17 protein-coding genes are annotated in these 22,243 nt (G+C 75.0%); 10 read left to right on the top strand and 7 right to left on the bottom strand.

Going from position 1 to position 22,243, the window contains the following annotated elements; translation table 11 throughout:
• Positions 1–20: 20 nt before the first annotated feature.
• Complete coding sequence (locus tag CHF16_RS20850; protein WP_089327760.1) at positions 21–1,511, bottom strand: aldehyde dehydrogenase family protein; 1,491 nt, start codon at positions 1,509–1,511, stop codon at positions 21–23.
• 115 nt (positions 1,512–1,626) lie between these two features.
• Here CHF16_RS20850 and CHF16_RS20845 point away from each other — a divergent pair, with 115 nt between their 5' ends.
• The 3 genes from CHF16_RS20845 to CHF16_RS20835 all read left to right on the top strand — a co-directional run bounded on the left by CHF16_RS20845 (position 1,627) and on the right by CHF16_RS20835 (position 5,392).
• On the top strand, positions 1,627–2,472 hold the full coding sequence (locus tag CHF16_RS20845) for an IclR family transcriptional regulator (protein ID WP_245868926.1): 846 nt from the start codon (positions 1,627–1,629) through the stop codon (positions 2,470–2,472).
• Positions 2,473–2,682: 210 nt separating this feature from the next.
• Positions 2,683–4,146 carry an aldehyde dehydrogenase family protein gene (locus tag CHF16_RS20840; RefSeq protein ID WP_089327759.1) on the top strand — a complete coding sequence of 488 codons (1,464 nt, stop codon included), beginning with the start codon at positions 2,683–2,685 and terminating at the stop codon, positions 4,144–4,146.
• 73 nt (positions 4,147–4,219) lie between these two features.
• The gene (locus tag CHF16_RS20835) at positions 4,220–5,392 is read left to right on the top strand and encodes a PP2C family protein-serine/threonine phosphatase (protein WP_089327758.1); all 1,173 of its coding nucleotides are present in this window, start codon (positions 4,220–4,222) and stop codon (positions 5,390–5,392) included.
• Positions 5,393–5,478: 86 nt separating this feature from the next.
• Here the strand turns inward: CHF16_RS20835 and CHF16_RS20830 are convergent, their stop codons facing one another.
• Positions 5,479–6,954, bottom strand: a complete 1,476-nt coding sequence (locus CHF16_RS20830; RefSeq protein WP_089327757.1) for a serine hydrolase domain-containing protein — start codon at positions 6,952–6,954, stop codon at positions 5,479–5,481.
• Positions 6,955–7,027: 73 nt separating this feature from the next.
• Here CHF16_RS20830 and CHF16_RS20825 point away from each other — a divergent pair, with 73 nt between their 5' ends.
• Positions 7,028–7,672 (top strand): TetR/AcrR family transcriptional regulator, encoded by a 645-nt coding sequence (locus CHF16_RS20825; RefSeq protein WP_089327756.1) that lies wholly within the window; start codon positions 7,028–7,030, stop codon positions 7,670–7,672.
• Between the two features lie 16 nt (positions 7,673–7,688).
• Here the strand turns inward: CHF16_RS20825 and CHF16_RS20820 are convergent, their stop codons facing one another.
• Positions 7,689–10,478, bottom strand: a complete 2,790-nt coding sequence (locus tag CHF16_RS20820) for an ATP-binding protein (protein WP_245868924.1) — start codon at positions 10,476–10,478, stop codon at positions 7,689–7,691.
• 112 nt (positions 10,479–10,590) lie between these two features.
• Here CHF16_RS20820 and CHF16_RS20815 point away from each other — a divergent pair, with 112 nt between their 5' ends.
• The 4 genes from CHF16_RS20815 (at position 10,591) to CHF16_RS20800 (ending at position 15,577) form a co-directional block, all read left to right on the top strand.
• On the top strand, positions 10,591–10,947 hold the full coding sequence (locus CHF16_RS20815; RefSeq protein WP_089327754.1) for a VOC family protein: 357 nt from the start codon (positions 10,591–10,593) through the stop codon (positions 10,945–10,947).
• Positions 10,948–11,000: 53 nt separating this feature from the next.
• The gene (locus tag CHF16_RS20810) at positions 11,001–11,624 is read left to right on the top strand and encodes a VOC family protein (RefSeq protein WP_089327753.1); all 624 of its coding nucleotides are present in this window, start codon (positions 11,001–11,003) and stop codon (positions 11,622–11,624) included.
• 412 nt (positions 11,625–12,036) lie between these two features.
• Positions 12,037–13,605: a TROVE domain-containing protein gene (locus tag CHF16_RS20805; RefSeq protein ID WP_089327752.1), complete on the top strand. Its 1,569-nt coding sequence runs from the start codon at positions 12,037–12,039 to the stop codon at positions 13,603–13,605.
• A 58-nt stretch (positions 13,606–13,663) separates the two neighbouring features.
• Entirely contained in the window at positions 13,664–15,577 is a 1,914-nt protein-coding gene (locus tag CHF16_RS20800; protein WP_089327751.1) for a sensor histidine kinase, read from the top strand.
• On the opposite strand, the gene CHF16_RS20795 is transcribed toward CHF16_RS20800, so the two are convergent.
• On the bottom strand, positions 15,467–16,072 hold the full coding sequence (locus CHF16_RS20795; RefSeq protein ID WP_089327750.1) for a response regulator transcription factor: 606 nt from the start codon (positions 16,070–16,072) through the stop codon (positions 15,467–15,469). The genes CHF16_RS20800 and CHF16_RS20795 overlap by 111 nt on opposite strands.
• A 107-nt stretch (positions 16,073–16,179) precedes the next feature.
• Between CHF16_RS20795 and CHF16_RS20790 the strand changes: the two genes are divergently transcribed.
• Entirely contained in the window at positions 16,180–16,728 is a 549-nt protein-coding gene (locus tag CHF16_RS20790) for a dihydrofolate reductase family protein (protein WP_089327749.1), read from the top strand.
• Between the two features lie 160 nt (positions 16,729–16,888).
• On the opposite strand, the gene ligA is transcribed toward CHF16_RS20790, so the two are convergent.
• Positions 16,889–18,880 (bottom strand): NAD-dependent DNA ligase LigA, encoded by a 1,992-nt coding sequence (gene ligA / locus CHF16_RS20785; protein ID WP_089327748.1) that lies wholly within the window; start codon positions 18,878–18,880, stop codon positions 16,889–16,891.
• Positions 18,881–18,954: 74 nt separating this feature from the next.
• On the opposite strand from ligA, the gene lexA reads away from it, so the two are divergent.
• Entirely contained in the window at positions 18,955–19,617 is a 663-nt protein-coding gene (lexA, locus tag CHF16_RS20780) for a transcriptional repressor LexA (RefSeq protein ID WP_179271623.1), read from the top strand.
• 81 nt (positions 19,618–19,698) lie between these two features.
• Here the strand turns inward: lexA and CHF16_RS20775 are convergent, their stop codons facing one another.
• Together CHF16_RS20775 and CHF16_RS20770 are read right to left on the bottom strand one after the other, a co-directional pair.
• Positions 19,699–20,499, bottom strand: coding sequence for an enoyl-CoA hydratase/isomerase family protein (locus CHF16_RS20775; RefSeq protein WP_218826756.1), 801 nt, complete (start codon positions 20,497–20,499; stop codon positions 19,699–19,701).
• Positions 20,496–22,118: a GMC family oxidoreductase gene (locus tag CHF16_RS20770; RefSeq protein ID WP_089327848.1), complete on the bottom strand. Its 1,623-nt coding sequence runs from the start codon at positions 22,116–22,118 to the stop codon at positions 20,496–20,498. Before CHF16_RS20770 ends, CHF16_RS20775 begins: the two co-directional genes overlap by 4 nt.
• Positions 22,119–22,243 lie beyond the last annotated feature (125 nt).

Raw genomic sequence — 22,243 nt, 5'->3', positions numbered from 1 at the left:
CCGGGCGGCCGGGGCCGCGGTCAGAAGGGGAACTCGCGGTCCTGGTCGCGGACGGTGATCCACTGGAGCTCGCAGAACTCCTCGGCCGCGAACCCCAGCCCGAACCGGCCCCAGCCGGTGTCCTTGACGCCGCCGAACGGCATCTGCGGCTCGTCGTTGACGGGCTGGTCGTTGACGTGGACGATGCCCGCGTCGAGCGCCCCGGCCAGCCGCAGCCCGCGCGAGCGGTCGCCGGTGATGACCGACGCCGCGAGCCCGAGGTCGGAGGCGTTGGCGCGGGCGACGGCCTCCTCGGCGGAGTCGACCGCCTCCAGCACCACCACCGGCCCGAACGTCTCGCCCTGCGCGATCTCCGCCTCGTCCGGCACGTCGGCGAGCACCGTGGCCGGGTAGCAGGGCGGCCGGGGGTCGCCGCCGGCCAGCACCCGGGCGCCGAGCCCCACCGCCTCCCGCACGCGGCGGTCGATGAGCGCGAGGGCCCACTCGTTGATCACCGGGCCCACGACGGTGGCCGGGTCGGACGGATCGCCCACCGGCAGCGCCGCGGCCCGCGCCGCGAACCGCTCGGCGAACTCCGCCATCAGCGGGCGCTCGACGTAGACGCGCCGGGCGCACAGGCAGACCTGGCCCTGGTGCACGAACGCGCCGTAGACGGCGGCGTCCACGGCGTAGCCGAGGTCGGCGTCGCCCGCGACGATGAGCGGGTTCTGCCCGCTGAGCTGGAGAACCGCCCGCTTGAGGTGCCGCCCCGCCTTCTCGGCGAGGCGGCGGCCGGTCGGGGTGGAGCCGGTGAAGTTGATCCGCCGGACGAGCGGGGCGGCGAGCAGCGCGTCGCCGATGCCGCCCGCCTCGCCGGGGGCGTGGGTGACGACGTTGAGCGCCCCGGCGGGCAGGCCGGCCTCGTGCAGGATCTCCGCCCACAGCGCGCCGCCGGTGTACGGGGCGTCCTCCGACGGCTTGAGCACCACGGTGTTGCCGAGCGCGAGCGGCCCGACGACCGCCCGCCCGGCGAGGATGAGCGAGGCGTTCCACGGCGCGATCGCCGCGACCACGCCGACCGGGCGCCGCACGGCCATCGCGGTGGTGCCCTCGACGTCCGACGGCAGCAGCTCCCCCGCCGGGCGGTAGGCCAGCTGGGCGGCCTGGCGGAGCAGCCGGACGGCGAAGCCGAGCTGGACGCCGCCGAAGACGGCGCCGCAGCCGGTCTCGGCGGCCAGCGCGGCGAGCACCTCGGCGCCGCGGCGCTCCAGGACGTCGGCCGCGCGCAGGAAGACCAGCTGCCGCCGGTGCGGCGGCGTCCGCGCCCAGCCCTCGAACGCCGCGTGCGCCGCCGCCACGGCCCGCTCGGCGTCCTCGGCGTCGCCGGCGGCGACCTCGCTGATCGCCTCGCCCGACCACGGGGAGCGGTTCAGGTAGGAGCGCCCGGACACCGGCTCCGTCCACGCGCCGCCGATGAAGTGCCCGATGCGCGACCTGCGCCGGCCGGTCCCGCTCGGCTCCGCTCCGGACATGGGGGTCGGTTCTCCTCGCTCGCGTCGTCGGCACCGGCCCCAGAAGACTGCCACCCCCACCGCGACGGTCAAAAACGTTCGAATATCTGGAACTGGCGGACCGTATTCTGACCGCGTGACCGATGACTCCTCCCGCAGGCGCGCACGCACGGCCGCCGACCCGACCTTCTCCGCGTCGCTGGAGCGCGGGCTGCGCGTCCTGTCCTCCTTCACCGGCGGCCACTCGGTGCTGGGCGTCGCCGACCTGGCGCGGTCCGCCGGGCTGACCAAGAGCACGACCCATCGGTACGTGGCCACCCTGACCAAGCTCGGGTACCTCCAGCAGGACCCGGAGACCAGGAAGTACTCCCTCGGGCCGCGCGCCGTGGACCTCGGGTTCGCGGCGATCGACTCCATGGAACTGACGAGCGTCGCCGGCCCGCCGCTGCAGGCGCTGGCCGACGAGACCGGCTACACCGCCAGCCTCGGGCTGAGCGACGGCCCCGACGTCGTCTACGTCGACCGGCGGCGCAGCGGGCGGCGCAGCGCGCTCGCCATGGACCTCAACCTGCACGTCGGGTCGCGGCTGCCGGCGTACTGCACCTCGATGGGCAAGGTGCTGCTGGCCCACAAGGACGCCGCGGAGCTGCGCCAGCTCCTCGACCGCACCGAGATGGCGCGCCGGGGCCCGAAGACGATCACCAACCGGGAGCAGCTCACCGCCGCGCTCGCCCGGGTGCGGCAGAGCGGCGTGGCGGTCAACGACGAGGAGCTCGCGCCGGGCCTGCGCTCGTTCGCGGCACCGGTCCGCGACCGGTCGGGCACGGTCGTCGCCGCGGTCAACGTGGCCGTCCACCTGACGGTCGCGCCCGCGTCGGTCGAGGCCCTCGCCGGACGGGTCGAGCCGCCGCTGCGGCGCACCGCCGCCGAGATCTCCCGGCGGCTAGGCCACCGGCCCGCGGCGGAGCCGCGTTCCAGATAGCAAACTCGGGTTCGAACCTTCGGAACACGCTGTTGCCCCGCAGGTCGGTGGCCCGTACGGTCGCGTCAACTTTCCGCCGCCCCGGCCGCGGCCCCGCCGCCGCGCCGCCCGCGGCGGCGGCCGCCGCGGTGGGTACGCAAGCCCGTACCCCCATGGACCACCCGCGCACGCACCTCTCGCGCACGGACGATGGACGAAGGGACGAGACCCGTGGGACTGCTCGACAGCGTCGACTGGCAGGGAAAGATCTTCAAGGACGGTGCGTGGACGGCGGCGCACGGCGGCGACTACGCCGTGGTCGAGCCCGCGACCGGCGCCGAGATCGGCCGGATGGGGCTGGCCTCCCCCGCGGACGTCGCCGAGGCCGCCGCGAGCGCCGCCGCGGCGCAGCGGGAGTGGGCCGCGCTGCCGCACACCGCCCGCGCCGCCGTGCTGCGCCGGGCGGGCGACCTGTGGCAGCGGCACGCCGAGGAGATCAGCGGCTGGAACGTCCGGGAGGTCGGCGCGGTCCCCGGCATGGCCGGGTTCGCCCTGCACGTCGCGGCGGAGGAGTGCTACGAGGCGGCGGGGCTGCCGTCCCGCGCGATCGGCGAGGTGCTGCCGTCGGAGGAGCCGCGGCTGTCCATGGCGCGCCGCATGCCGGCCGGCGTGGTCGCGGTGATCTCGCCGTTCAACGTGCCGATCATCCTCGGCATCCGCTCGGTCGCGCCGGCGCTCGCGCTCGGCAACGCCGTCCTGCTCAAGCCCGACCCGCGCACCGCCGTCACCGGCGGCACCCTGATGGCGCGGGTGTTCGAGGAGGCGGGGCTGCCGCCGGGCGTGCTGCAGATGCTGCCCGGCGGCGCGGACACCGGCGAGGCGCTGATCACCGACCCGCACGTGCGGGTCATCTCCTTCACCGGCTCCACCCCGGTCGGCCGCCGCATCGGCGAGCTGGCCGGGCGCCACCTCAAGCGCGCCCACCTGGAGCTCGGCGGCAACTCCGCGCTGCTCGTGCTGGACGACGCCGACGTCGACGCGGCGGTGAACCTCGCCACCTGGGGCTCGTTCTTCCACCAGGGCCAGATCTGCATGACCACCGGCCGCCACCTGGTCGCCGACCGGCTCTACGACGACTTCGTGGAGCGCCTCGCCGCCAAGGCGGGCGCGCTCCCGGTCGGCGACCCGGCGGGCGGCGAGGTCGCGCTCGGCCCGGTGATCGACGCCGGCCAGCGCGACAAGATCCACGGCATGGTCACCGCGAGCGTCGAGCAGGGCGCGAAGCTCGCCGCCGGCGGCACCTACGAGGAGCTGTTCTACCGGCCGACGGTGCTGGCCGACATCCCGCTGACCGCGCCCGCGTTCGCCGACGAGGTCTTCGGCCCGATCGCCCCGGTCACCCGCGTGTCGTCGGCGGCGGAGGCGGCGGAGCTGGCCGCCGCGAGCGAGTACGGCCTCTCGCTCGGCATCGTGACCCGGGACGTGATGCGCGGCCTGTCCGTCGCCGAGCAGATCCCGACGGGGATCGTCCACATCAACGACCAGACCGTCAACGACGAGGCCAACGCCCCGTTCGGCGGCGTGCGGGCATCCGGCACCGGCTCCCGCTTCGGCGGCGCCGCGGCGAACATCGAGGCGTTCACCGAGACCCGCTGGATCACCATGCGGGGCGAGCCGCCGCAGTACCCGTTCTGACGCGGCGCGGGGCGCATCCGTCACGGACCGTGGTCTAATGATCACAGACTGACGGTTCCGGCGGGAGCGAAGGGTGCGCGTCTCGAACGATCCGGGCGGCCCGGCCGCCGCCCCGAGGCGGAGCGGGCGCGCCGCCCCGCTCAGCTGGACGGTCGTGCTGTCCTGGCTCGTGGGCATCACGGCCGTCCTCGCGATCACCGGCGTCGTGCTCAGCCGGGAGACCGGCCTCGCCCCCTTCCTGGTCTTCCTGCCGACGCTGATCTCCGGGCGGGGGACGGTCCGGCAGACCGCGGTCGCGTCCGCGTGGGCGACCCTGGTCATCGCCGGCTCCCTCATCCGCAGCCCGCTCGGCACCCCGGCGGCGAACGCGAGCGTCATGCTCTTCGCCATCGCGCTGAACGGCCTCAGCGTGCTCCAGACGATGCGGCGCGTCCGCCGGGAAGGGGAGATCACCCGGCTGCGCTCCGCCGCGGCGGCCCTGCAGCGCCAGATCCTGCGCCCGTTCCCCCTCGACACCGCCGAGCTGACCGCCCACGGCCTGTACGAGCCGGTCGAGGAGGACAGCCTGGTCGGCGGCGACGTCTACGAGGTCGTGGCCACGCCGTACGGCAGCCGGGCGTTCATCGCCGACGTCCAGGGCAAGGGGCTGCCCGCGATCAGCACGGCGTTCTCGGTGCTCAGCTCGTTCCGGGAGGCGGCGCTGGCCGAGCCCACCCTGAACGGCGTCGTCGACGCGCTGGAGAAGTCGGTGCTGCGGCACAACGCCTTCGCCGTCCAGACGGGCGAGGAGGAGCGCTTCGTCACCGCGTTCGTCCTCTGCGTCAGCTCGGGCAGCAAGGCGCAGGCCATCAACTGCGGCCACATCCCGCCCTACCTCATCGACGGGGACCGCACCGGCCGGGTACCGCTCGGCGAAGCGTCCGTCCCGCTCGGGCTGGCCTCCCTCACTTCCGAGCCGCGCCCCGTCAAGTGGTTCGACTTCCCGTACGGCTCCACGCTGCTGCTGTGCACCGACGGCGTCACCGAGGCCCGGAACCCGGCCGGCTCCTTCTACCCGCTGGAACAGCGCGTGAGGTCGTGGAAGGACGTCCCCCCGGAGGACATCGCCCCGACCGTCCGCAACGAGTTGCAGGAGTACACGCGCGGCAGATTGGCGGACGACACGGCGCTTCTGATCCTGCACAGAAAAGCCGTCACAAGCCCGCCTGCCGAATCGTGGAATCCGGCAGAAGACGCTCGGCGGTGACCGCGCCGGAGGGGCTACGACGACTCCTCCAGCGCCCGGAACGCCGCCTGGATCACCGCCCAGGACGCCTCGCCCCCTTGAGCGGGTCAGCCGGTCCGGCGCCTTCTCGATCGCAGGGCGAGGGCGAGGCGCAGCGCGGCGGTGGCGGCGCCGGCGGTGGCGGCGGCGCCGAGGGCGGCCGTCGCGTCCGGGACCCATGTCCAGACCTGGCGCAGGCCCATCCGCATGAGCGGGACCGCGGCGATCCACGGCAGCGCGCCCGCCAGGATCCAGGCGGCCGTCGCGGCGGCGGCGCGCGGTCCGGTGGCGGTGGACGCGGGGCGGCGCAGGAGCCATGCCGCGCGTCCGGCGGCGAGGACGAGCGCGGCGGCCAGCGCCGTGGTCGCGCCGGCGGCCAGGTAGTACGGCGCGGCGGACGGGGCGGGGCCCGGCCGCCCTCCCGCGAGCATCCGGGCGGCTCCGAAGCCGATGTGCATGACCGCCCCGTCCTGGAGGAGCCCGTACATGTTCTGCTGGAGGACCAGGGCGAGGTTCCGCTCCGGCAGCAGGAACATCAGCGCCGAGAAGCCGGGGGTACCGCCGGTGTGCCAGACGGCCCGGTCCAGCGGCGCGTCCAGGCCCCCGACGCGCCAGCCCAGGCCGTAGCCCGTCCCGGCGCCGGCCGGCTGGAGCGTGCCCTCCCGGCGCATGAGCCGCACCGATGCGGGCGACAGGACGCCCGGTGCGCCGCGGAGCTGGAAGGCGGCGAAGGCGGCCAGGTCCCCGAGGTCGCCGCCCAGGTAGCCGTAGCCGGCGCCGGAGTCGTCGACCCCGTCCGCGGTCGCGGCGGGTACGCCCCACAGCAGTTGGTGGCCGGGGGCGAGGCGGCGCTCGCGCGCCGAGGCCGCGTCGGCGATGGTGCCGGCCATGCCCGCCGGGGCGAGCACGGCCTCCCGCAGGAAGTCGGCGTAGCGGCGGCCGGTGACCGCCTCGACCACGGCCGTCAGGACCAGGTAGTTGGCGCTGGTGTAGGCGTAGGCGGTGCCGGGCGGGCCGAGAGGCTCGACCCCGTCGAGGGCGCGGAGGCGTCCGGCCGGGCGGGGGCAGCCGGCGTCCAGGCAGTCGGCGACCTCCGCGGTGGCGGAGGCGGGCAGGCCGGCGGTCTGGGTCAGCAGGTGGCGGATCGTGACCTTCGAGGCGTGCGCCGCGCCGCCGAACCGGAAGCCGGGCAGGTGCTCGGCGACCCGGTCGTCCAGGCCGAGCCGGCCCGACTCGACCAGGGCCATCACGGCGGTGGCGGTGACCGGCTTGGCGACCGAGCCCCACAGGAACGGGGTCTCGGCCGTGACGGGGTCGCCGCGGCCGTCGGTCCCCCACCAGCGCTGGTGGACCGGGCCGCCGGGGCCGACGACGGCGTAGGAGAGCCCGGGGACGCGGGCGGCCTTCATCCGGTCCCGGACGAAGGCGTCGATGTCCCCGTACGGGTCGGCCCGGGCCTCGGCCGGCGCGATCGGGGTGAGGGCGAGCGAGCAGAGCAGCAGGGCCGCCAGGCCCGCGGCGGCACGCCGCAGACGGCTGCGCATGGGGTCCTCGCAAGGGGTGGGCGAATAACAATATGGACATACGGTTTTTATCGTATGATGGTACGGTTATCAAGTGCCGAGGACAGCCGACCATGAGCAGCGCCGCCGGCAGATCGCGGTCGCCGTCTGCGCGCTCATCTCCGAGCACGGCTTGGACGCCGTCACCGTCGCCCGCACGGCCGCCGCCGCCGGGATCTCGGTCGGTCTGGTGCAGCACTACTTCCGCACCAAGGACGACATGCTCCTGCACGCGTTCGACCACGTCAGCGCCCGGATCCGGAGCAGGATCGACGAGCGGATCCGGGCCGGGACGCGGCACCGGCGGCCCATCTCGCACGTGCTGGCCGAGGCGATGGCGGAACTGCTGCCGCTGAACGAGGAGCGCCGCACCGAGTACCGCGTCGCCCGGGCCTTCGCCGGCCGCGCCCTGGACGCCCCCGCCCTCGCGGAGGTCGACGTCCGCACGGCCCGCGCGCTGCGCGCCGACCTCGCGCGGGCCGTCCGCAACGGCAAGGAGTGCGGAGAGGTCGAGCCCGGCCTGGACCCGTGGCCCGCGGCCGTCCGCCTCGCCGCCGTGACCGACGGCCTCGCGGCGCAGGTCTACCGCGATCCCGGCGGTGTGGACGGGACGCCCGCCGAGCAACTGGCGAGCGCGATCATCGAGGCCGAACTCGCCGAGGTCTTCACCGGCGAGTGCCGCCAGTACCGGACGCGGTGACCGGGCCCGGCTCCGGCTACCGGACGGCCATGGGCGCCAGGCCGAGGGCGGCGACCGCCTGCGCTCCGCGGGCGGCGTGGTCACCGCCGGCGAGGACGGCGGTCCGGGCCGACTGGTAGGCGCAGCCGGCGGCGCCGAACGCGTCCGCCGTGGTGAGCAGCCGCTCCTCGTCGCCGTCCAGCAGGGCCTCGGCGCGCTCCACGATGGCTCCGGCCACCGGGTCGCCCTCGGTGAGCTTGCGGGCTTCGGCCACGCGGCGGCGGGCGCCGGGAGCCCCGGCGAGCACGGTGGCCTCCGCGCGCAGGGCGACGTACCAGTGGAGCCAGGTCCAGGTGACCCACCTCCACACTTCGCCGGGCTCGGGCGCCAGCCGCTCCAGCGCGTCCGCCGCCTGTCCGCGGTGGAGGAGCAGCATCGCGTCGAAGACCGCGCCGTAGCCGTGGAGCCGGCTCGGCGACGCGTCGAACTCCTCCAGGACCGCGTCCCATTCGCGGCGGGCGTCCTCGTCGCCGCGGAGGCCGTGCACCATGGCGACGGCGGTCACCGCGGGTTCGAGGTCCGCCCGGACGGGGCCGCCGCCGCGCCGCCACGCGTCCAGGAATCGGACGGCGCCGCCGAGCACGCCGGGGACGTCGCCCGCGAGCGCGTCCGCGACCAGCTGCCAGCTCGTCGCGCGGTGCCCCACCTCGGCCAGCGACGGATGGTCGGCGAGCCGCCGCGCCCAGCGCCGGGCGCCGGGCAGGTCCCCGGCGCCGATCGCGGTCTGCGCGGCCTCGCCGAGGGCCTGGACGAGCTCATGCGCGACGGCGGGGCCGGCCGGCGCGGCCTCCAGGAGAGTGACGCGGCGGCGGGCCGTGGCCGCGGTGGCGAACGGGTCGCCGACCCAGCTCCGCACGGCGGCGAGCGCGTCCAGCGCCGCGGACTCGGCGGGCGGGGACCCGGTGCGGTGGGCGAGGTCGACCGCGTGCTCGGCGCGTGCGAGGACCTCCGCCACGGCGTCGCCGTGCGGGTCCTGGTCGGCGTCGAGCGCGTCGGCGGCCGACGCCGCCTCGGCCAGCGCGACGGCGGCGAGCGCGGCCGGGGCGCCGCCCGCGTGCTCCCGCGCCTCGGCGATGAGCGCGCGCGTCTCCGCCGGGGACGGCGGCCGGACGAACGTGCCGGAGAACCGGTACACGGTGGTCGCGGCGGTCGCCAGGTCGGCGGCGGCGCGGGCGTCCTGCCCGGCCCGGCGGGCGGCGTCGGCGGCGGCGCGGTGCAGTCGGTACATGTCGTCGCCGTTCATGCGGCACCCGGCGACGGCGGCGGCGTGCCGGAGCATCGCCGCGGCGTCGGCCGGGTCGGCGGCGAGTCCGGCGGCCTGCTCGTACCGCTGCTGGGACTCGCCGACCAGGTTGCGGGTGAAGGCGAGGTCCGCCAGGTGCCGCGCGAGGTCGTAGGCGTCCGCGCGGTGGTCCGGCTCGCCGGACGCCCAGGCGAGGGCGGCGCGGAGGTCGTCGGCGAGGGCGTCGAAGCGGGACCGCCGGTCCGTCCCGGCGCCCGCGACGGCGGCGGCCCGGCCCAGGCACCAGCGCAGGTGCCGGGCGCGGGCGGCGGCCAGCTCGCCGGCCTCGGCGAGCCGCTCGGTCCCGTACTGGCGGATCGTCTCCAGCGCCCGGTACTCCGTCGCACCCGCGGACGCCCGCACGGCCAGCAGGCTCTGCTCGGCGAGGCGGGCCAGCCCGTCGGCGGCGGCGGCCTCCCCGGTCCCGGCCACCTCGGCCGCCGCGGCGGCGGTGAACGGCGCGACGAACACCGACACGCGCCGCAGCAGCTCCCGGTCGGCCGGTTCCAGCAGGGCGTGGCTCCAGTCGACCGCCGCCCGCACCGAGCGGTGCCGGTCGTCGGCGCGGGAGCCGCCGGTCAGCGTCCGCAGCGGATGCGACAGCGCGGCGGTGAGGCCGTCCAGGCCGAGCGTGGGGTACCGGGCGGCGGCCAGCTCGATCGCCAGCGCCATGCCGTCCAGCCGCTCGCAGATCGAGCGGATGTGCTCGTGCAGGGGCGGGTCCAGCGGCCAGCCGATCGCGGTCGCGCGCTCCTTGAACAGGGCCACCGCGTCCGACCCGCCGTCACCGGACAGCGACAGCGGCGGGACGGGGTAGACGCGCTCGAACGGCACCATCAGCCGCGCCCGGCTCGTCGCGAGCACCGACACCCGGGGGCACGCGGCGAGGAGGTTCTCCAGGAACGGCGCCACGCCGTCCCGCACCTGCTCGCAGTTGTCCAGGACGAGCAGGACGTGCCGGTCGGCCAGCGCGGCGGCCACCGAGGCGGCCATGCCGCGGCCGGGCTGCTCGCCGAGGCCGAGCGCGCCGGCGACCGCGTCCGCGACCATGCCCGGGTCGGTGACCGGCACCAGGTCGACGAACCAGACCCCGTCGGCGAACGTTCCGGCCGCGTCCGCCGCCACCGCCAGCGCGAGCCGCGTCTTGCCCACCCCGCCGGGGCCCGCCGCCGTCACCTGCCGGTGCCGCGCGATCAGCGCGGCCAGCTCGGCGCGCTCGGCGGCGCGGCCCACGAACGAGGTCAGCGGGGCGGGCAGGGCGGGCACCGGGTCGGCGGCGCCGGCGGCGCGGCGGCTCGCGGCGGCGTGCGCGGCGAGGGCGCGCCGGTCCGGGACGCCCAGCTTCCGCAGCAGCGAGGAGACATGGCTCTCGGCGGTGCGGACCGAGATGAACAACCGGGCCGCGATCTCGGCGTTGCTGAGATGCTCCCCGACCAGCTCCAGCACCTCGGCTTCGCGGGGCGAGATGTCCACTGTGACGACCACCGTCCCATTCTGGTGCAGGGCCGTCCGTGCACGGTCCGTGCCGGCGATCCGTAGGCGGCTCCGTAGCCGGCACGGATGTGGCCGGGGCGGGGCAGGAGCCAGGCTGGGACCCATGAGCGATTCCTCCCCTCAGGGCATCAAGACCGTCCTGCATCCCGTGAGCGACCTGGCGAAGGCCAAGGCGGTCTACGCCGCCCTGCTCGGCACGGACCCGCAGACCGACTCGCCGTACTACGTCGGGTTCGAGGCCGGCGGCCAGCACATCGGGCTCGTCCCGGACGGCGGGCCGCAGGGCATGACGTCGCCGGTGGCCTACTGGCACGTGCCGGACATCGAGGCGAAGGTCGCCGAGCTGACCGGCGCCGGCGCGTCCGTCAAGGACGCCCCGCACGACGTCGGCGGCGGGCGCCTGGTCGCCTCCGTCACCGACCCGGACGGCAACGTCCTCGGGCTGATCCAGGACCGCTGATTTCGGCCACCCGGCTACAGGACGACCCCACCCTCGCCACGGAAGGAAACGTCATGGACACCTTCGAATCCGTCATCCTCGAAGTCGCCGACACCGCCGCCGCCACGGCCTTCTACGCCGCCGTCGGCCTCTCCTCCCACGTCGGCGTCCGCGCCTCGGACGAGCCGTCCACCGGTTTCCGCGGTTTCGCGCTGTCGCTCGTCGCGGCGCAGCCCGGCGACGTGGACGCGCTCATCGCCGCCGCCACCGGCGCCGGCGCCGCGGTGCTGAAGCCCGCCGCGAAGTCCTTCTGGGGCTACGGCGGCGTCGTCCGGGCCCCGGACGGGACGATCTGCAAGGTCGCCTCCTCGAAGAAGAAGGACTCCTCCCCCGCCCGGCCGGCGTTCGAGCAGGTCACGCTGCTGCTGGGGGTCGCGGACGTGAAGGCGAGCAAGCGGTTCTACACCGCTCGCGGCCTGGCCGTCGCCAAGAGCTTCGGCGGCAAGTACGCCGAGTTCGACACCCCGGCGTCGGCCGTCACGCTGGCGCTCTACCCGCGCCGCGCCCTCGCCAAGGACACCGGGGTCGCCCAGGAGGGCACCGGCTCGCGCCGGCTCGTCCTGGTCGGCGGCGGCGAGGCCGGCACCGACCCCGACGGGTTCGCGTGGGAGCCCGCACCGGCCCGGACCCGGGCCTGAACCGGGCCTGAGCGCCGGGACCGGCAACGCGAGAATGCCATTTATTCGGTTGATCCCGCCCGGTACGGAATGGTCTCCTTGGGCCATCGCCCTTCCGGTGCGATGGCCACGGGATACTTCTCTGTCAAAGAAACCGATCCTGCGGCCGCCTTCGATCTCGGAAGGGCTCGACAACTGGATACGCACCTCCCGGTGCGCAGGTGAACGGGTACTTCCGGGTTCGATTCCCTTCGCAGGGGCCGCCGGCTCCGCTCGCGACGCCCATATCGGGGGCACCCCCGTACACCGACTCGATCTCGGGAGGGAGCACATACTTCGCGGGCGCCGATGCGCAGGCCGCGGATAATTCTTCGTTGATCCGGGGGCCCGGATCCGAACAGCTCCCTCCATTTCTCAGAAGGGAGCCCCGCCCATGGCGAAGTTCAATCGCGGCACCGTCCGCCGGGCCGTGTCCAGCCCGGTCCGCGGCGAAGCGACGCCGTCGGGCCGCACCCACGAGGGCGCGCCCGGCCACGCCCGCGACGCCAAGAGCGAGCTGTTCCTGCTCGCCGTCGCGAACATGGTCGGCGAGGACGCCTTCTACGAGAACGCGGGCGACCGCGACGCCCGCTTCCGCGACCTCGTCCGCCGGGTCGCCGTCGACGACATCGAGTGGACGGCCGGGTTCCTGCCGTGGCTCCGCCAGACGGCTGGCATGCGCTCCGCCCCGGTCGTCGCCGCCCTGGAGGCCGTGCGGGCACGGCTCGACGCCGGCCTCAACGGCGGCAACCGGCAGCTCGTCGCGAGCGTCCTGCAGCGTGCCGACGAGCCGGGCGAGGCCCTCGCCTACTGGACGTCGACCTACGGCCGCGCGCTGCCCAAGCCGGTCAAGCGCGGCGTCGCGGACGCCGTCCGGCGGCTCTACACCGAGCGGTCCCTGCTGAAGTACGACACCGCGGCGAAGGGCTTCCGCTTCGGCGACGTGATCGACCTCGTCCACCCGAGCCCGGCGCCGGACAAGCCGTGGCAGGGCGAGCTGTTCCGCCATGCCCTCGACCGGCGCCACGGCCGCGGCGGCGAGCCCGCGCTGCCGACGCTGCTCGCCCGCGAGGCCCTCATGGCGACGCCCGCCGCCGAGCGCCGGGCCGTGCTGCTCGCCGGCGACGGCCCGGAACGGCTCCGCGCGGCGGGCATCACCTGGGAGGCCCTCGCCGGATGGCTGCAGGGCCCGATGGACGCGGCGGCATGGGAGGCTGTCATCCCGAGCATGGGCGTGATGGCCCTGGTGCGGAACCTGCGGAACTTCGACCGGGCGGGCGTGTCCGACGGGGTCGCCGCGACCGTGGCGGCCCGGCTCGCCGACCCCGGGGAGATCGCCCGGAGCCGCATGTTCCCGTTCCGCTTCCTCGCCGCGTACCGGGCCGCGCCGTCGCTGCGGTGGGCGTGGCCGCTGGAGCGGGCGCTCGAACACTCGCTGGGCGGCGTCCCGGCGCTGGCCGGCCGCACGCTGATCCTGGTCGACCGGTCCGGCTCGATGTTCGGGCCCGTCTCGCCGAAGTCGGGGCTCAACCGCGCCGACTCCGCCGCGATCTTCGGCGCCGCGCTGGCGCTCCGCGCGGCGGACGCCGACCTGGTCGAGTTCGGCACCGGCCACCGGCCCGTCCGCTTCGGCCGGGGCGAGTCGCTGCTCAAGGTCCTGGAGCGCTTCACCTCCATGGGCGGCACGAACACCGCCGAGGCGGTCCGGGCGCGCTACCGGGGCCACGACCGCGTCGTGATCGTCACCGACGAGCAGGCGTGGGGCGGCCACCGCGGCGCCGACCCGGCCGCCCAGGTCCCGGCGGACGTGCCCGTCTACACCTGGAACCTGGCCGGCTACAGGTACGGGCACGGCCCGTCCGGCACCGGAGGCCGGCACACCTTCGGCGGCCTGTCCGACGCCGCGTTCCGGGCCGTCCCGCTGCTGGAGGCCGGGCGCGACGCGGCCTGGCCGTGGCTCTAGCCCTTCCCCACGCCCGGTCTCCTCTACGATGCGCGGATTCCCCCTTTCGGGAGGCCGTATGGATTCCGCGTCTCCGGCCGCGGCCGCGCGCTGGGCCCGCGCGGTCGCGGTCGGGGTGAGCCTCGGTTTCGCGTTCGGCGGCTACATCGGCATCGTCGACGCGGAGCAGGGCGGCAAGGCGGTGCCATCGGCCCTGCTGACCGCGCTGGTGCTCCTGCACCTGCGCAACTGCATCCGCTGGTCGGACGAGGAGCCTGCGCGGGGCTGGCCGTGGACGCTGGGCGTCCAGGCGGTCCTGACGGCCGCGGGCATGGTCTGGTACGCCTCCACCTGGTACGGCAACTCGGGGTTCCTGGCGGCGGCGCTGCTGCTGCTCATCCGCCGGCGGTGGGCGGCCTGGGGCGGTTTCGCCGTGGTGATCGCCGCGCAGTTCGCCGCGGCGCTGCCGGTGCGGCCGACCGCCGCCGAGGCGGCCTACCTCGCGGTCGGGCACACCGCGTTCGTCGGGATCGGGCTGTACGGCGTCGCCCGGCTGGCCGACCTCATCGCGGAGATGCGGCGGACCCGGGACGCGCTCGCGCTCGCCGAGGTCTCCCGCGAGCGTCTGGTGTTCGCCCAGCAGCTGAACGAACGGGTGGGCGTGAGCCTCGGACGGCTCGTCCGGGGCGGGGACGCGGCCGACCCGGCGGCGGTCAGGCGGCGGCTGGACGTGGCACGGGCGGCGCTGAACGAGACGCGGTCGGTGGCGCACGGATACGGGCGCGAGCGCCTCGCGGGCGCGGCGGTCGCGGACCACCTGACGGCGACGGGCGCGGCGGTCCTCGGGGCCGTGACCGTCTGCCTCATGATCGTGCCGGCCCAGGTGCGGCAGTTCCTGCGCATCGACCTCACCGCGCTCGAGACGGCGGTGTACTTCGCGGCGCTCGCCGGATTCGTCCTGCTGTTCCTGCGCGCCTGCGCCCCCGCCCGCCGCCCGCTGTGGACGCTCGCCGTCCTCGTCCCCGCCCTGGGACCGCTGCTCATGTTCGACCTGGCCGTGTGGCACGTCGTCTACTTCCTGCCGGGCCCCGTGCTGGTCGTGGTGCGCGGGTGGGCGCGGTGGGCCACGGCGGTCCCGCTGATCTGCCTGGATCCGCTGCTCATGATCTGGGACGCGGAGCTCGGCGACCCGACGCCGCTGGGCATGGCCTACGAGGTCGTGTGGTCCGCGGAGCGGGCGCTGCTGGTGTGCGGGCTGGTCCGCATGGGCGAGGTGGCCCTGCGGGTGAAGGAGGCCCGGGCCGAGCTGGCCAGGGCGGCCGTGGCCCGCGAACGGCTCCGGTTCGCGACCGACCTGCACGACCTGCTCGGGCTGGGGCTGTCGGTGGTCGTCCTCAAGAGCGAGCTGGCGCTGCGGCTGCTGGACAGGGATCCCGGCCGGGCCAGCGCCGAGCTGGCGGAGGGCCTGGAGGCGGCCCGCCGCGCCCTGGCGGACATGGAGGACGTCGTGGCCGGGCGCGGCGAGATCGCGCTGGCTGCGGAGGCGGAGTCCACGCGCGCGGCGCTCTCGGCCGCGGGCATCGAGGTGACCGGGCGGGTCGAGCCGGTGGCGCTGCCCGCGGAGACCGACACGCTCCTGGCCACCGTCCTGCGCGAAGGGGTCACCAACGTGCTGCGGCACAGCGATGCCGAGCGGTGCGAGCTGGCCGTCGAGGTGACCGGGCGGAGCGTCCGGCTGCGCCTGGCCAACGACGGTGTCACGGGGCGCGGCGGCACGCCGGGGGTGGGGCTGCGGAACCTCACGCGCAGGGCGCGGGAGCTGGGCGGGACGCTGACCGCCGGCAAGGACGGGGACGTCTTCCGGCTCGTGGCGGAGGTGCCGCTACAGCCAGCCCTGATCGGTCGCGATGCGGATCGCGTCGATGCGGTTCCTGGCGTTCAGCTTGAGGACGGCCGACGGCAGGTAGTTGCGGACGGTGCCCCGGCTCAGTGACAGCGACCGGGCGATGTCGCCGGCCTCCGCTCCGGTCGCCGACAGCCGGAGCACGTCGGCCTCCCGCTCGGTGAGCGGGCTGTCCGCCCGTTCCAGTTCGGCGAGGGCCAGTTGCGGGTCGACCACCCGCTCCCCCGCGACGGCCTTGCGGATCGCGTCGACGAGGTCGTCGGCCGGGGCGTGCTTGAGCAGGAACCCCGAGATCCCCGCGGCGAGCCCCCGGCGCAGGTGGCCCGGCTTGCCCAGCCCCGTCAGGACGACCGTCCGGCAGTCCGGGAGCTCGGCGCGCAGCCCGGCGGCGGCGTCCAGGCCGTCCATGCCGGGCAGGTCGATGTCGAGCACGGCCACGTCGGGCCGGGACCGGACGGCCGCGCCGACGATCTCGTCGCCGCGCTCGACCGCGGCCACCACCTCGATGTCGTCCTCGAGCCCGAGGACGGTGGTCAGCGTCTCCCGCAGGATGCGGACGTCCTCGGCGACCATCACACGGATCATGTGATTCCTTCACATCGAACTGCTGACCCCGGGCACTACCGGCGATTTCTCCGGATTGCGAGTCTAATCGCGCCGACACCGGCGGACCCGGAACCGGAGGAGAGACCATGCGAAAGATCATCGCCTCGACGTACGCCACCCTGGACGGATTCATCGACAAGCCGCACGAATGGTCGATGCGGTTCTCCGATGAGGAGTCGCAGGCCTACGGGTTCACCATGACCCGGAACGCCGACGCGCTGCTGCTCGGCCGCGTCACCTACGAGGGAATGGCGCAGGCCTGGCCGAACATGGGCGGCAACCCGTTCGGCGACCACGTCAACTCCATCGACAAGTACGTCGTCGCCACGCAGCCGGTGGACACCTCCGCGTGGAACCCCACGACGGTCATCGACGGGGACGACCTCGTCGGCGCGGTGACCGACCTGAAGAAGCGGGACGGCGGCGACATCCTCATCTGGGGCCACGGCCGGCTGACCGACGGCCTCGCCGCCGCCGGGCTGCTGGACGAGCACAAGATCTGGATCTACCCGGTCATCAAGGGCTCGGGCGAGCCGCTGTTCCGCCCGGAGAGCGCCGGAAGCGTCGAGCTCGCCGATTCCACCGTCTTCCCGAGCGGGGTCGCCGTCCTCACCTACCGTCCCGTGGCCGGCTGAACCGGGCCACCGGACCCACCGTCATCCCGGCGGGCCCGGTGGGCGGCGCGGCCACCCGGCCGCCCCGCCCGCCGGGCCCGCCGGAGCGTGACGCGGGTGCCCGCCGCGATCGACGCCGTCACCGGGTGCCCGCCCCTCGGGGAGGGACGGGGCGCCACGGTCAGATGACGCCGGCCTCGGCCAGCCAGCGCCACAGCTCGTCCTGCGGGACGATCGTGACGCCGAGCTTCTCGGCCCTGCCGGTCTTCGAGGCGCCGACGTTGTCGCCGGCGAGCAGGTAGTCGGTGCCGGCCGAGACCGACGAGACGGCCTTGGCGGCGGCCTGCTCGACCAGGCGGGTGACGTCCGGCCTGCTGATCTTCGCGCCCGAGCGCGGGTCGGTGAAGGCGCCGGTGATCACGACGGCCCGGCCCTTGAGCGGCGAGTCGCCCGCGGCGGCCGCGTCGACCGGCCGGTCCTCGGGCAGGACGTCGAGGTTCACGCCGCGCTCGCGCAGCGCCGCGATCTCCGCCCGCACCTCGGGGCGGGCGAAGAACGCCACGATGCTCTCCGCGACGGCCGGGCCGATGTCGCGGATCGCCACCAGGTCCTCGACGGTGGCCTCCGCGACGTCCTCGATGCGCTCGTACCCCGCCAGGCACAGGCGCTTGGCCGTGCCCTCGGACGCCATCGGGATCGCCAGCCCGATCAGCGCCCGGCGCAGCCCGACGCCCTTGGAGGCGGTGATCGAGTCGACCATGTTCCGGGCGCTGACCTCGCCCATCCGCTCGTAGTCGAGCAGCCGCTCGGCCGTCAGGTCGTAGAAGTCGCTGCGGCGCCTGAGCACGCCGTCCTCGGCGAGCTTCTCGATCCAGGTGTCGCCGACGCCCTCCATGTCGGCCGCCTGGCGCGAGGCCCAGTGCATCAGCCGCCGCATCGCCTGGGCCGGGCACTGGAGGTTCACGCACCAGCGCTCCTCGCCGGCGCCGCGGACCTCCAGCTCGGAGCCGCACGACGGGCAGTGCGCCGGCGGGACGATCTCGACCTCGGTCCCGTCGCGCCGCTCCGGCAGCGAGCGGCCCGCGAACGGGATCACGTCGCCGCGCCGCACGACCGCGACCGTGTCGCCGATGCGCAGGTCGCGCTCGCGGATCAGGCGCGGGTTGTGCAGGGTGATGTTCTCCACCGTGACGCCGCCGACGAACACCGGCGCGACCTTGGCGCGCGGCGGGACGCGGCCGATCTTGCCGACCGGCCACTCGACCGACAGCAGGGTCGTGAGCTTCTCCTCCGGCGGGTACTTGAACGCGATCGCGCCGCGCGGCTCGGCGCTGTTGAAGCCCGCGGCCTCGAACGCCGAGGGCTCGTGCAGCCGCACGACCGCGCCGTCGATGTCGTAGTCGAGCCCGTCGCGGCGGCCGCCGATCTCGCGGATCGCGTCCAGCACCTCGCCGGCGCCGGCGCACACGTACTGGGCGACGGGCTCGAAGCCGGCCGGGACGCCGATGGCGGCTCCGTCGCGGTCGGCTCCGAACGCGTAGAAGCGCAGCAGCCGCTGGGCCCGCGCCGCCGCCTCCGGGTCCTTCAGCACCAGCGTCCCGGCGGCGCCCGAGCGCGGATTGGTCAGCGTCTTGTCGGGGTGGGCCTCGTTGTAGGCCGCCCACACCGACCGCAGCATCACCGCCTCGCCGCGGACCTCGACGCGGCCGGGCTCGTCGATCTCGGCCGGCAGCCCCGGGATCACGTGCCGCACCTTGGCCGTCACCAGCTCGCCGACCGCGCCGGTGCCGCGCGTGGCGACGTAGTCGAGCCTCCCGCCGGTGTAGACCACGCTGAGCGAGAGCCCGTCGAGCTTCTCCGACACGCGGAAGACCTGGCCGCCGAAGCGCTCGCAGAACGCGCGGATCTGCTCCTCGCTCGTCGCCTTCGCCAGCGACAGCATCGGCCGCGCGTGGCGCACGGTCGGCCCGGCGAGCTCGGCCGGCGCGTTCACCCTGCCGAGCGGGCTGTCGGCCGGCTCCAGCTCGGGATGCTCGGCGACGAGCGCCGCGAGCTCGTCCTTCAACGCGTCGTAGTCGGCGTCCGGCAGCGGGCTGTCGCCGGCGCCGTAGTACAGGTCGTTCAGCCGCCTGACCTCGGCGGCCAGCTCCGCGATGCGCTCCTCGACGTCCACACCCCGATTAAACGCGACGCCACCGACAGTCTTCACCGCCCGTGGCGGCGGGCCCGGCGGCCTATGATTCCGGGGTGACCGCCTACAGTGATCTTGACATGTTCGGGGACCTGGACCCCTCCGCCCTCCCGCCGCGGCAGCAGCGGATGCTGGCCATGATCCGGGACTGGGCGGTCAGGTACGGGCACGCGCCGAGCACGCGCGAGATCGCGGACGCGGTGGGCCTGCGGTCGACGTCGTCGGTGTCGCGCCACCTGGCGAGCCTGGAGGAGCAGGGGTTCCTGCGGCGCGGCACCGCCGTGTCGCGCCCGATCGACGTGCGCGCGTTCCTCCGGGAGCGTCCGCCGGGAGAGTCCTCCGACGGCCCGGTGAGCGTCCCCGTGGTCGGTGACATCGCCGCCGGGACGCCCATCACCGCCGAGGAGCACGTCGACGGGACCCTGGCGCTGCCCCGCGAGATCACCGGGCGCGGCACCGTCTTCGGCCTGCGGGTCCGCGGCGACTCGATGATCGACGCGGCGATCTGCGACGGCGACATCGTGGTGGTCCGGCAGCAGCGCGAGGCCCACTCCGGCCAGATCGTCGCGGCCATGATCGACGGAGAGGCGACCGTGAAGGTGTTCCGGCGCCGCGACGGCCGCGTCCTCCTCGAACCGCGCAACCCCGCCTACGAGGTCATCGACGGCGACGACGCCGTCGTGCTCGGAATCGTCGCCTCCGTGGTGCGCAGCCTCTGACACCGCGCAAGGAGGTCCGGAGTTGGTCGCGATAGGCGAGCACCACTCCGACTCGGCCTCCGGTAGGGCGGTCGGCGGGGATCACCAGCCCGGCGGCAGCGAGGTGAAGTCGGGGTCGCGGCCCTCGGCGAAGGCCGCCAGGGCCTCGGCGTTCGCGGGGCCGCCCATGAGGCGCGCGAAGCCGTCGTTCTCCCGCTCCCGGGCCCGCTCGATCTCCTCGCGCAGCGGCGCCGTCATGTCCCGCTTGACCTCCCGCAGGCTGGAGATGGGACGGCTCGCCAGCGTGGCCGCGACCCGCCGCGCCTCCGCCATCAGGTCCGCGGCCGGGCAGACCCGCCAGACCAGCCCCATGTCCTTGGCCTCGGCCGCCGAGATCCATTCCGCGGACAGCAGGATCCAGGCGGCGTTCTGGCGCCCGACGAGGCGGGGCAGCAGGTAGCTGGACGCCGCCTCCGGCGCGACGCCCAGGCTGGTGAAGGGGGTCTTCAGCCGGGCGTCCTCGGACATCAGCACCAGGTCGGCGAACCCGATGACGGTCAGCCCGATGCCGAGGCCCAGCCCGTTGATCGCCAGTACCAGCGGCTTGTCGAACTCCGCCAGCGCGTCGATGAGGCCGATGAAGCCGTGCTCGCCCGGCGTGAAGTCCGGGTCGGTGACGCGCTGGGCCATCTCGACCAGGTCGGTGCCGGAGCTGAACGCGCGGCCGCCGCCGGTCAGCAGCACGACGGCCACCTCCGGGTCCTCGGCGGCGCCGCGGAGCGCCTCGGTGAGCGCGTCGTAGAGGGCCTCGTTGAACGCGTTGAGCGCGGCGGGCCGGTTCAGCGTGATCGTCCGGACGCGGTCGGCGTCCTCGACCAGCAGGATCTCGGTCTCCCCGCTCACCGCCCCGCCTCCGTCCCCAGCACCAGGTCGGCGCAGCGCTCGCCGATCATGATCGACGGCGCGTTGGTGTTGCCCCCGGTCACCGACGGCATGACCGACGCGTCGGCGACCCGCAGTCCCTCGACGCCCAGGACCCGCAACTGCGGGTCGACGACCGCCCGCTCGTCCGAGCCGATCCGGCAGGTGCCGGCCGGATGGTAGACGGAGTGGACGATGTTGGGCAGGAACCGGCGCAGTTCGTCGGGGTCGGCGTAGTCGGGGCCGGGCACGATCTCTCCCTGGTTGTCGCCGATCCCGTCCATCACCGCGCGGACCATCGCCATGCCCTCCAGCAGGACCTCGGCGTCCTTGCCGGCCGTCAGGTAGGCGGGGTCGATCAGCGGCGGGAGCTCCGGGTCGGGCCCGGCGATCCTCACCGTGCCCCGGCTCTCGGGGTAGATCAGCGTCGGGAACACGCTGAGGCCGGGCTTGCTCGTGGGCGGGCGCACCGGCTTGTCGCCGTCCTGGTTGGGGAACGGGTAGACCCAGTAGAGCGCGTGCAGTTGCAGGTCGGGGATCGCGCCGGCCTGCGAGGTGCGGACGAACCCGGTGACCTCGAACTGCGAGCCGCTGGCCCAGCCGGAGCGGCGCAGCCGCGCCCGCGCGAGACCGCGCGCGAAGTAGGCCGGCGTCGGGCGGCGCAGCGCGGAGTCCATCCGGAAGGAGACCGGGACGAACAGGTGGTCGTGGAGGTTGTCGCCCACCGGCAGGTCGGCGACGACCTCGATGCCGTGCCGCCGCAGGTGCTCGGCCGGTCCGATCCCGGACAGCTGCAGCAGCTTGGGCGAGTCGAACACGCCCGCGGAGACGATCACCTCCCGGTCGGCGGCGACGACCTGGCGGTCCCCGTCCGGCCCGGTCACCTCCACACCGGTGGCCCGGCCGCCGCTCACCACGATCCGCGTCGCCCTCGCGTCGGTGAGGACGAGGAGGTTGTCCAGCGGGTCGGTGCGCAGGTAGGCGCGGGCGGCGGAGTAGCGGACGCCGCCGTCCGCGCTGAGCTGGAAGACGCCGACGCCCTCCTGCTCGGGGCCGTTGTAGTCGTCCAGGAACGGGACGTCGAGCCGGTCGGTCGCCGCGTCGATGAAGCTGCGCGAGGCGTCGGTGAGGTCCTTCTGGCGGCGCACCCTGACCGGGCCGCCGGAGCCGCGCAGCTCGCCGGCGCCGTCCTCCCAGTCCTCGAGGCGCTTGAAGTACGGCAGGACGTCGTCGAAGGACCAGCCGGTGGCGCCGTCCGCGGCCCAGTCGTCGAAGTTCTGCCGGTTGCCGCGCACGAACAGCATGCCGTTGACCGAGCTGGACCCGCCGAGCACCTTGCCGCGCGTCTGCGGGATCACCCGCCCCCACGCGGCGGTCTGCGGCACCGACTTGTAGCCCCAGTCGACGAGCCTCTTCAGCTGCGGCGTCGAGAGCATCACCGCGACCGCGCCCGGGATCTCCAGGAGGTTCTTCACCCCGCGGGCGGTGTCCCGGCCCCCGGCCTCCAGCACCGCCACGCTCGCCCCGCTCTCGGCGAGGCGGCGCGCCACCGCGCACCCGGCGCTGCCCGCGCCCACGACGACGTAATCGGCCCGAACCACGAGCACCTCCGCGCACACCAGGGGTGATGGACAGCTGTCCAGTCAGTGTTCCGGGCTCAGAGTAGAACACGTTCTAGCATTGCGCCACGCCCAGGTGGTGGGCGCGCGCGTGCACGCGGCTGGAA

It is taken from the genome of Actinomadura meyerae, from assembly GCF_900188445.1.
Classification (GTDB): Bacteria; Actinomycetota; Actinomycetes; order Streptosporangiales; family Streptosporangiaceae; genus Spirillospora; species Spirillospora meyerae.
Note: the sequence above shows the minus strand (reverse complement) of the source record. Positions and strands in the feature narration are given on the sequence as shown.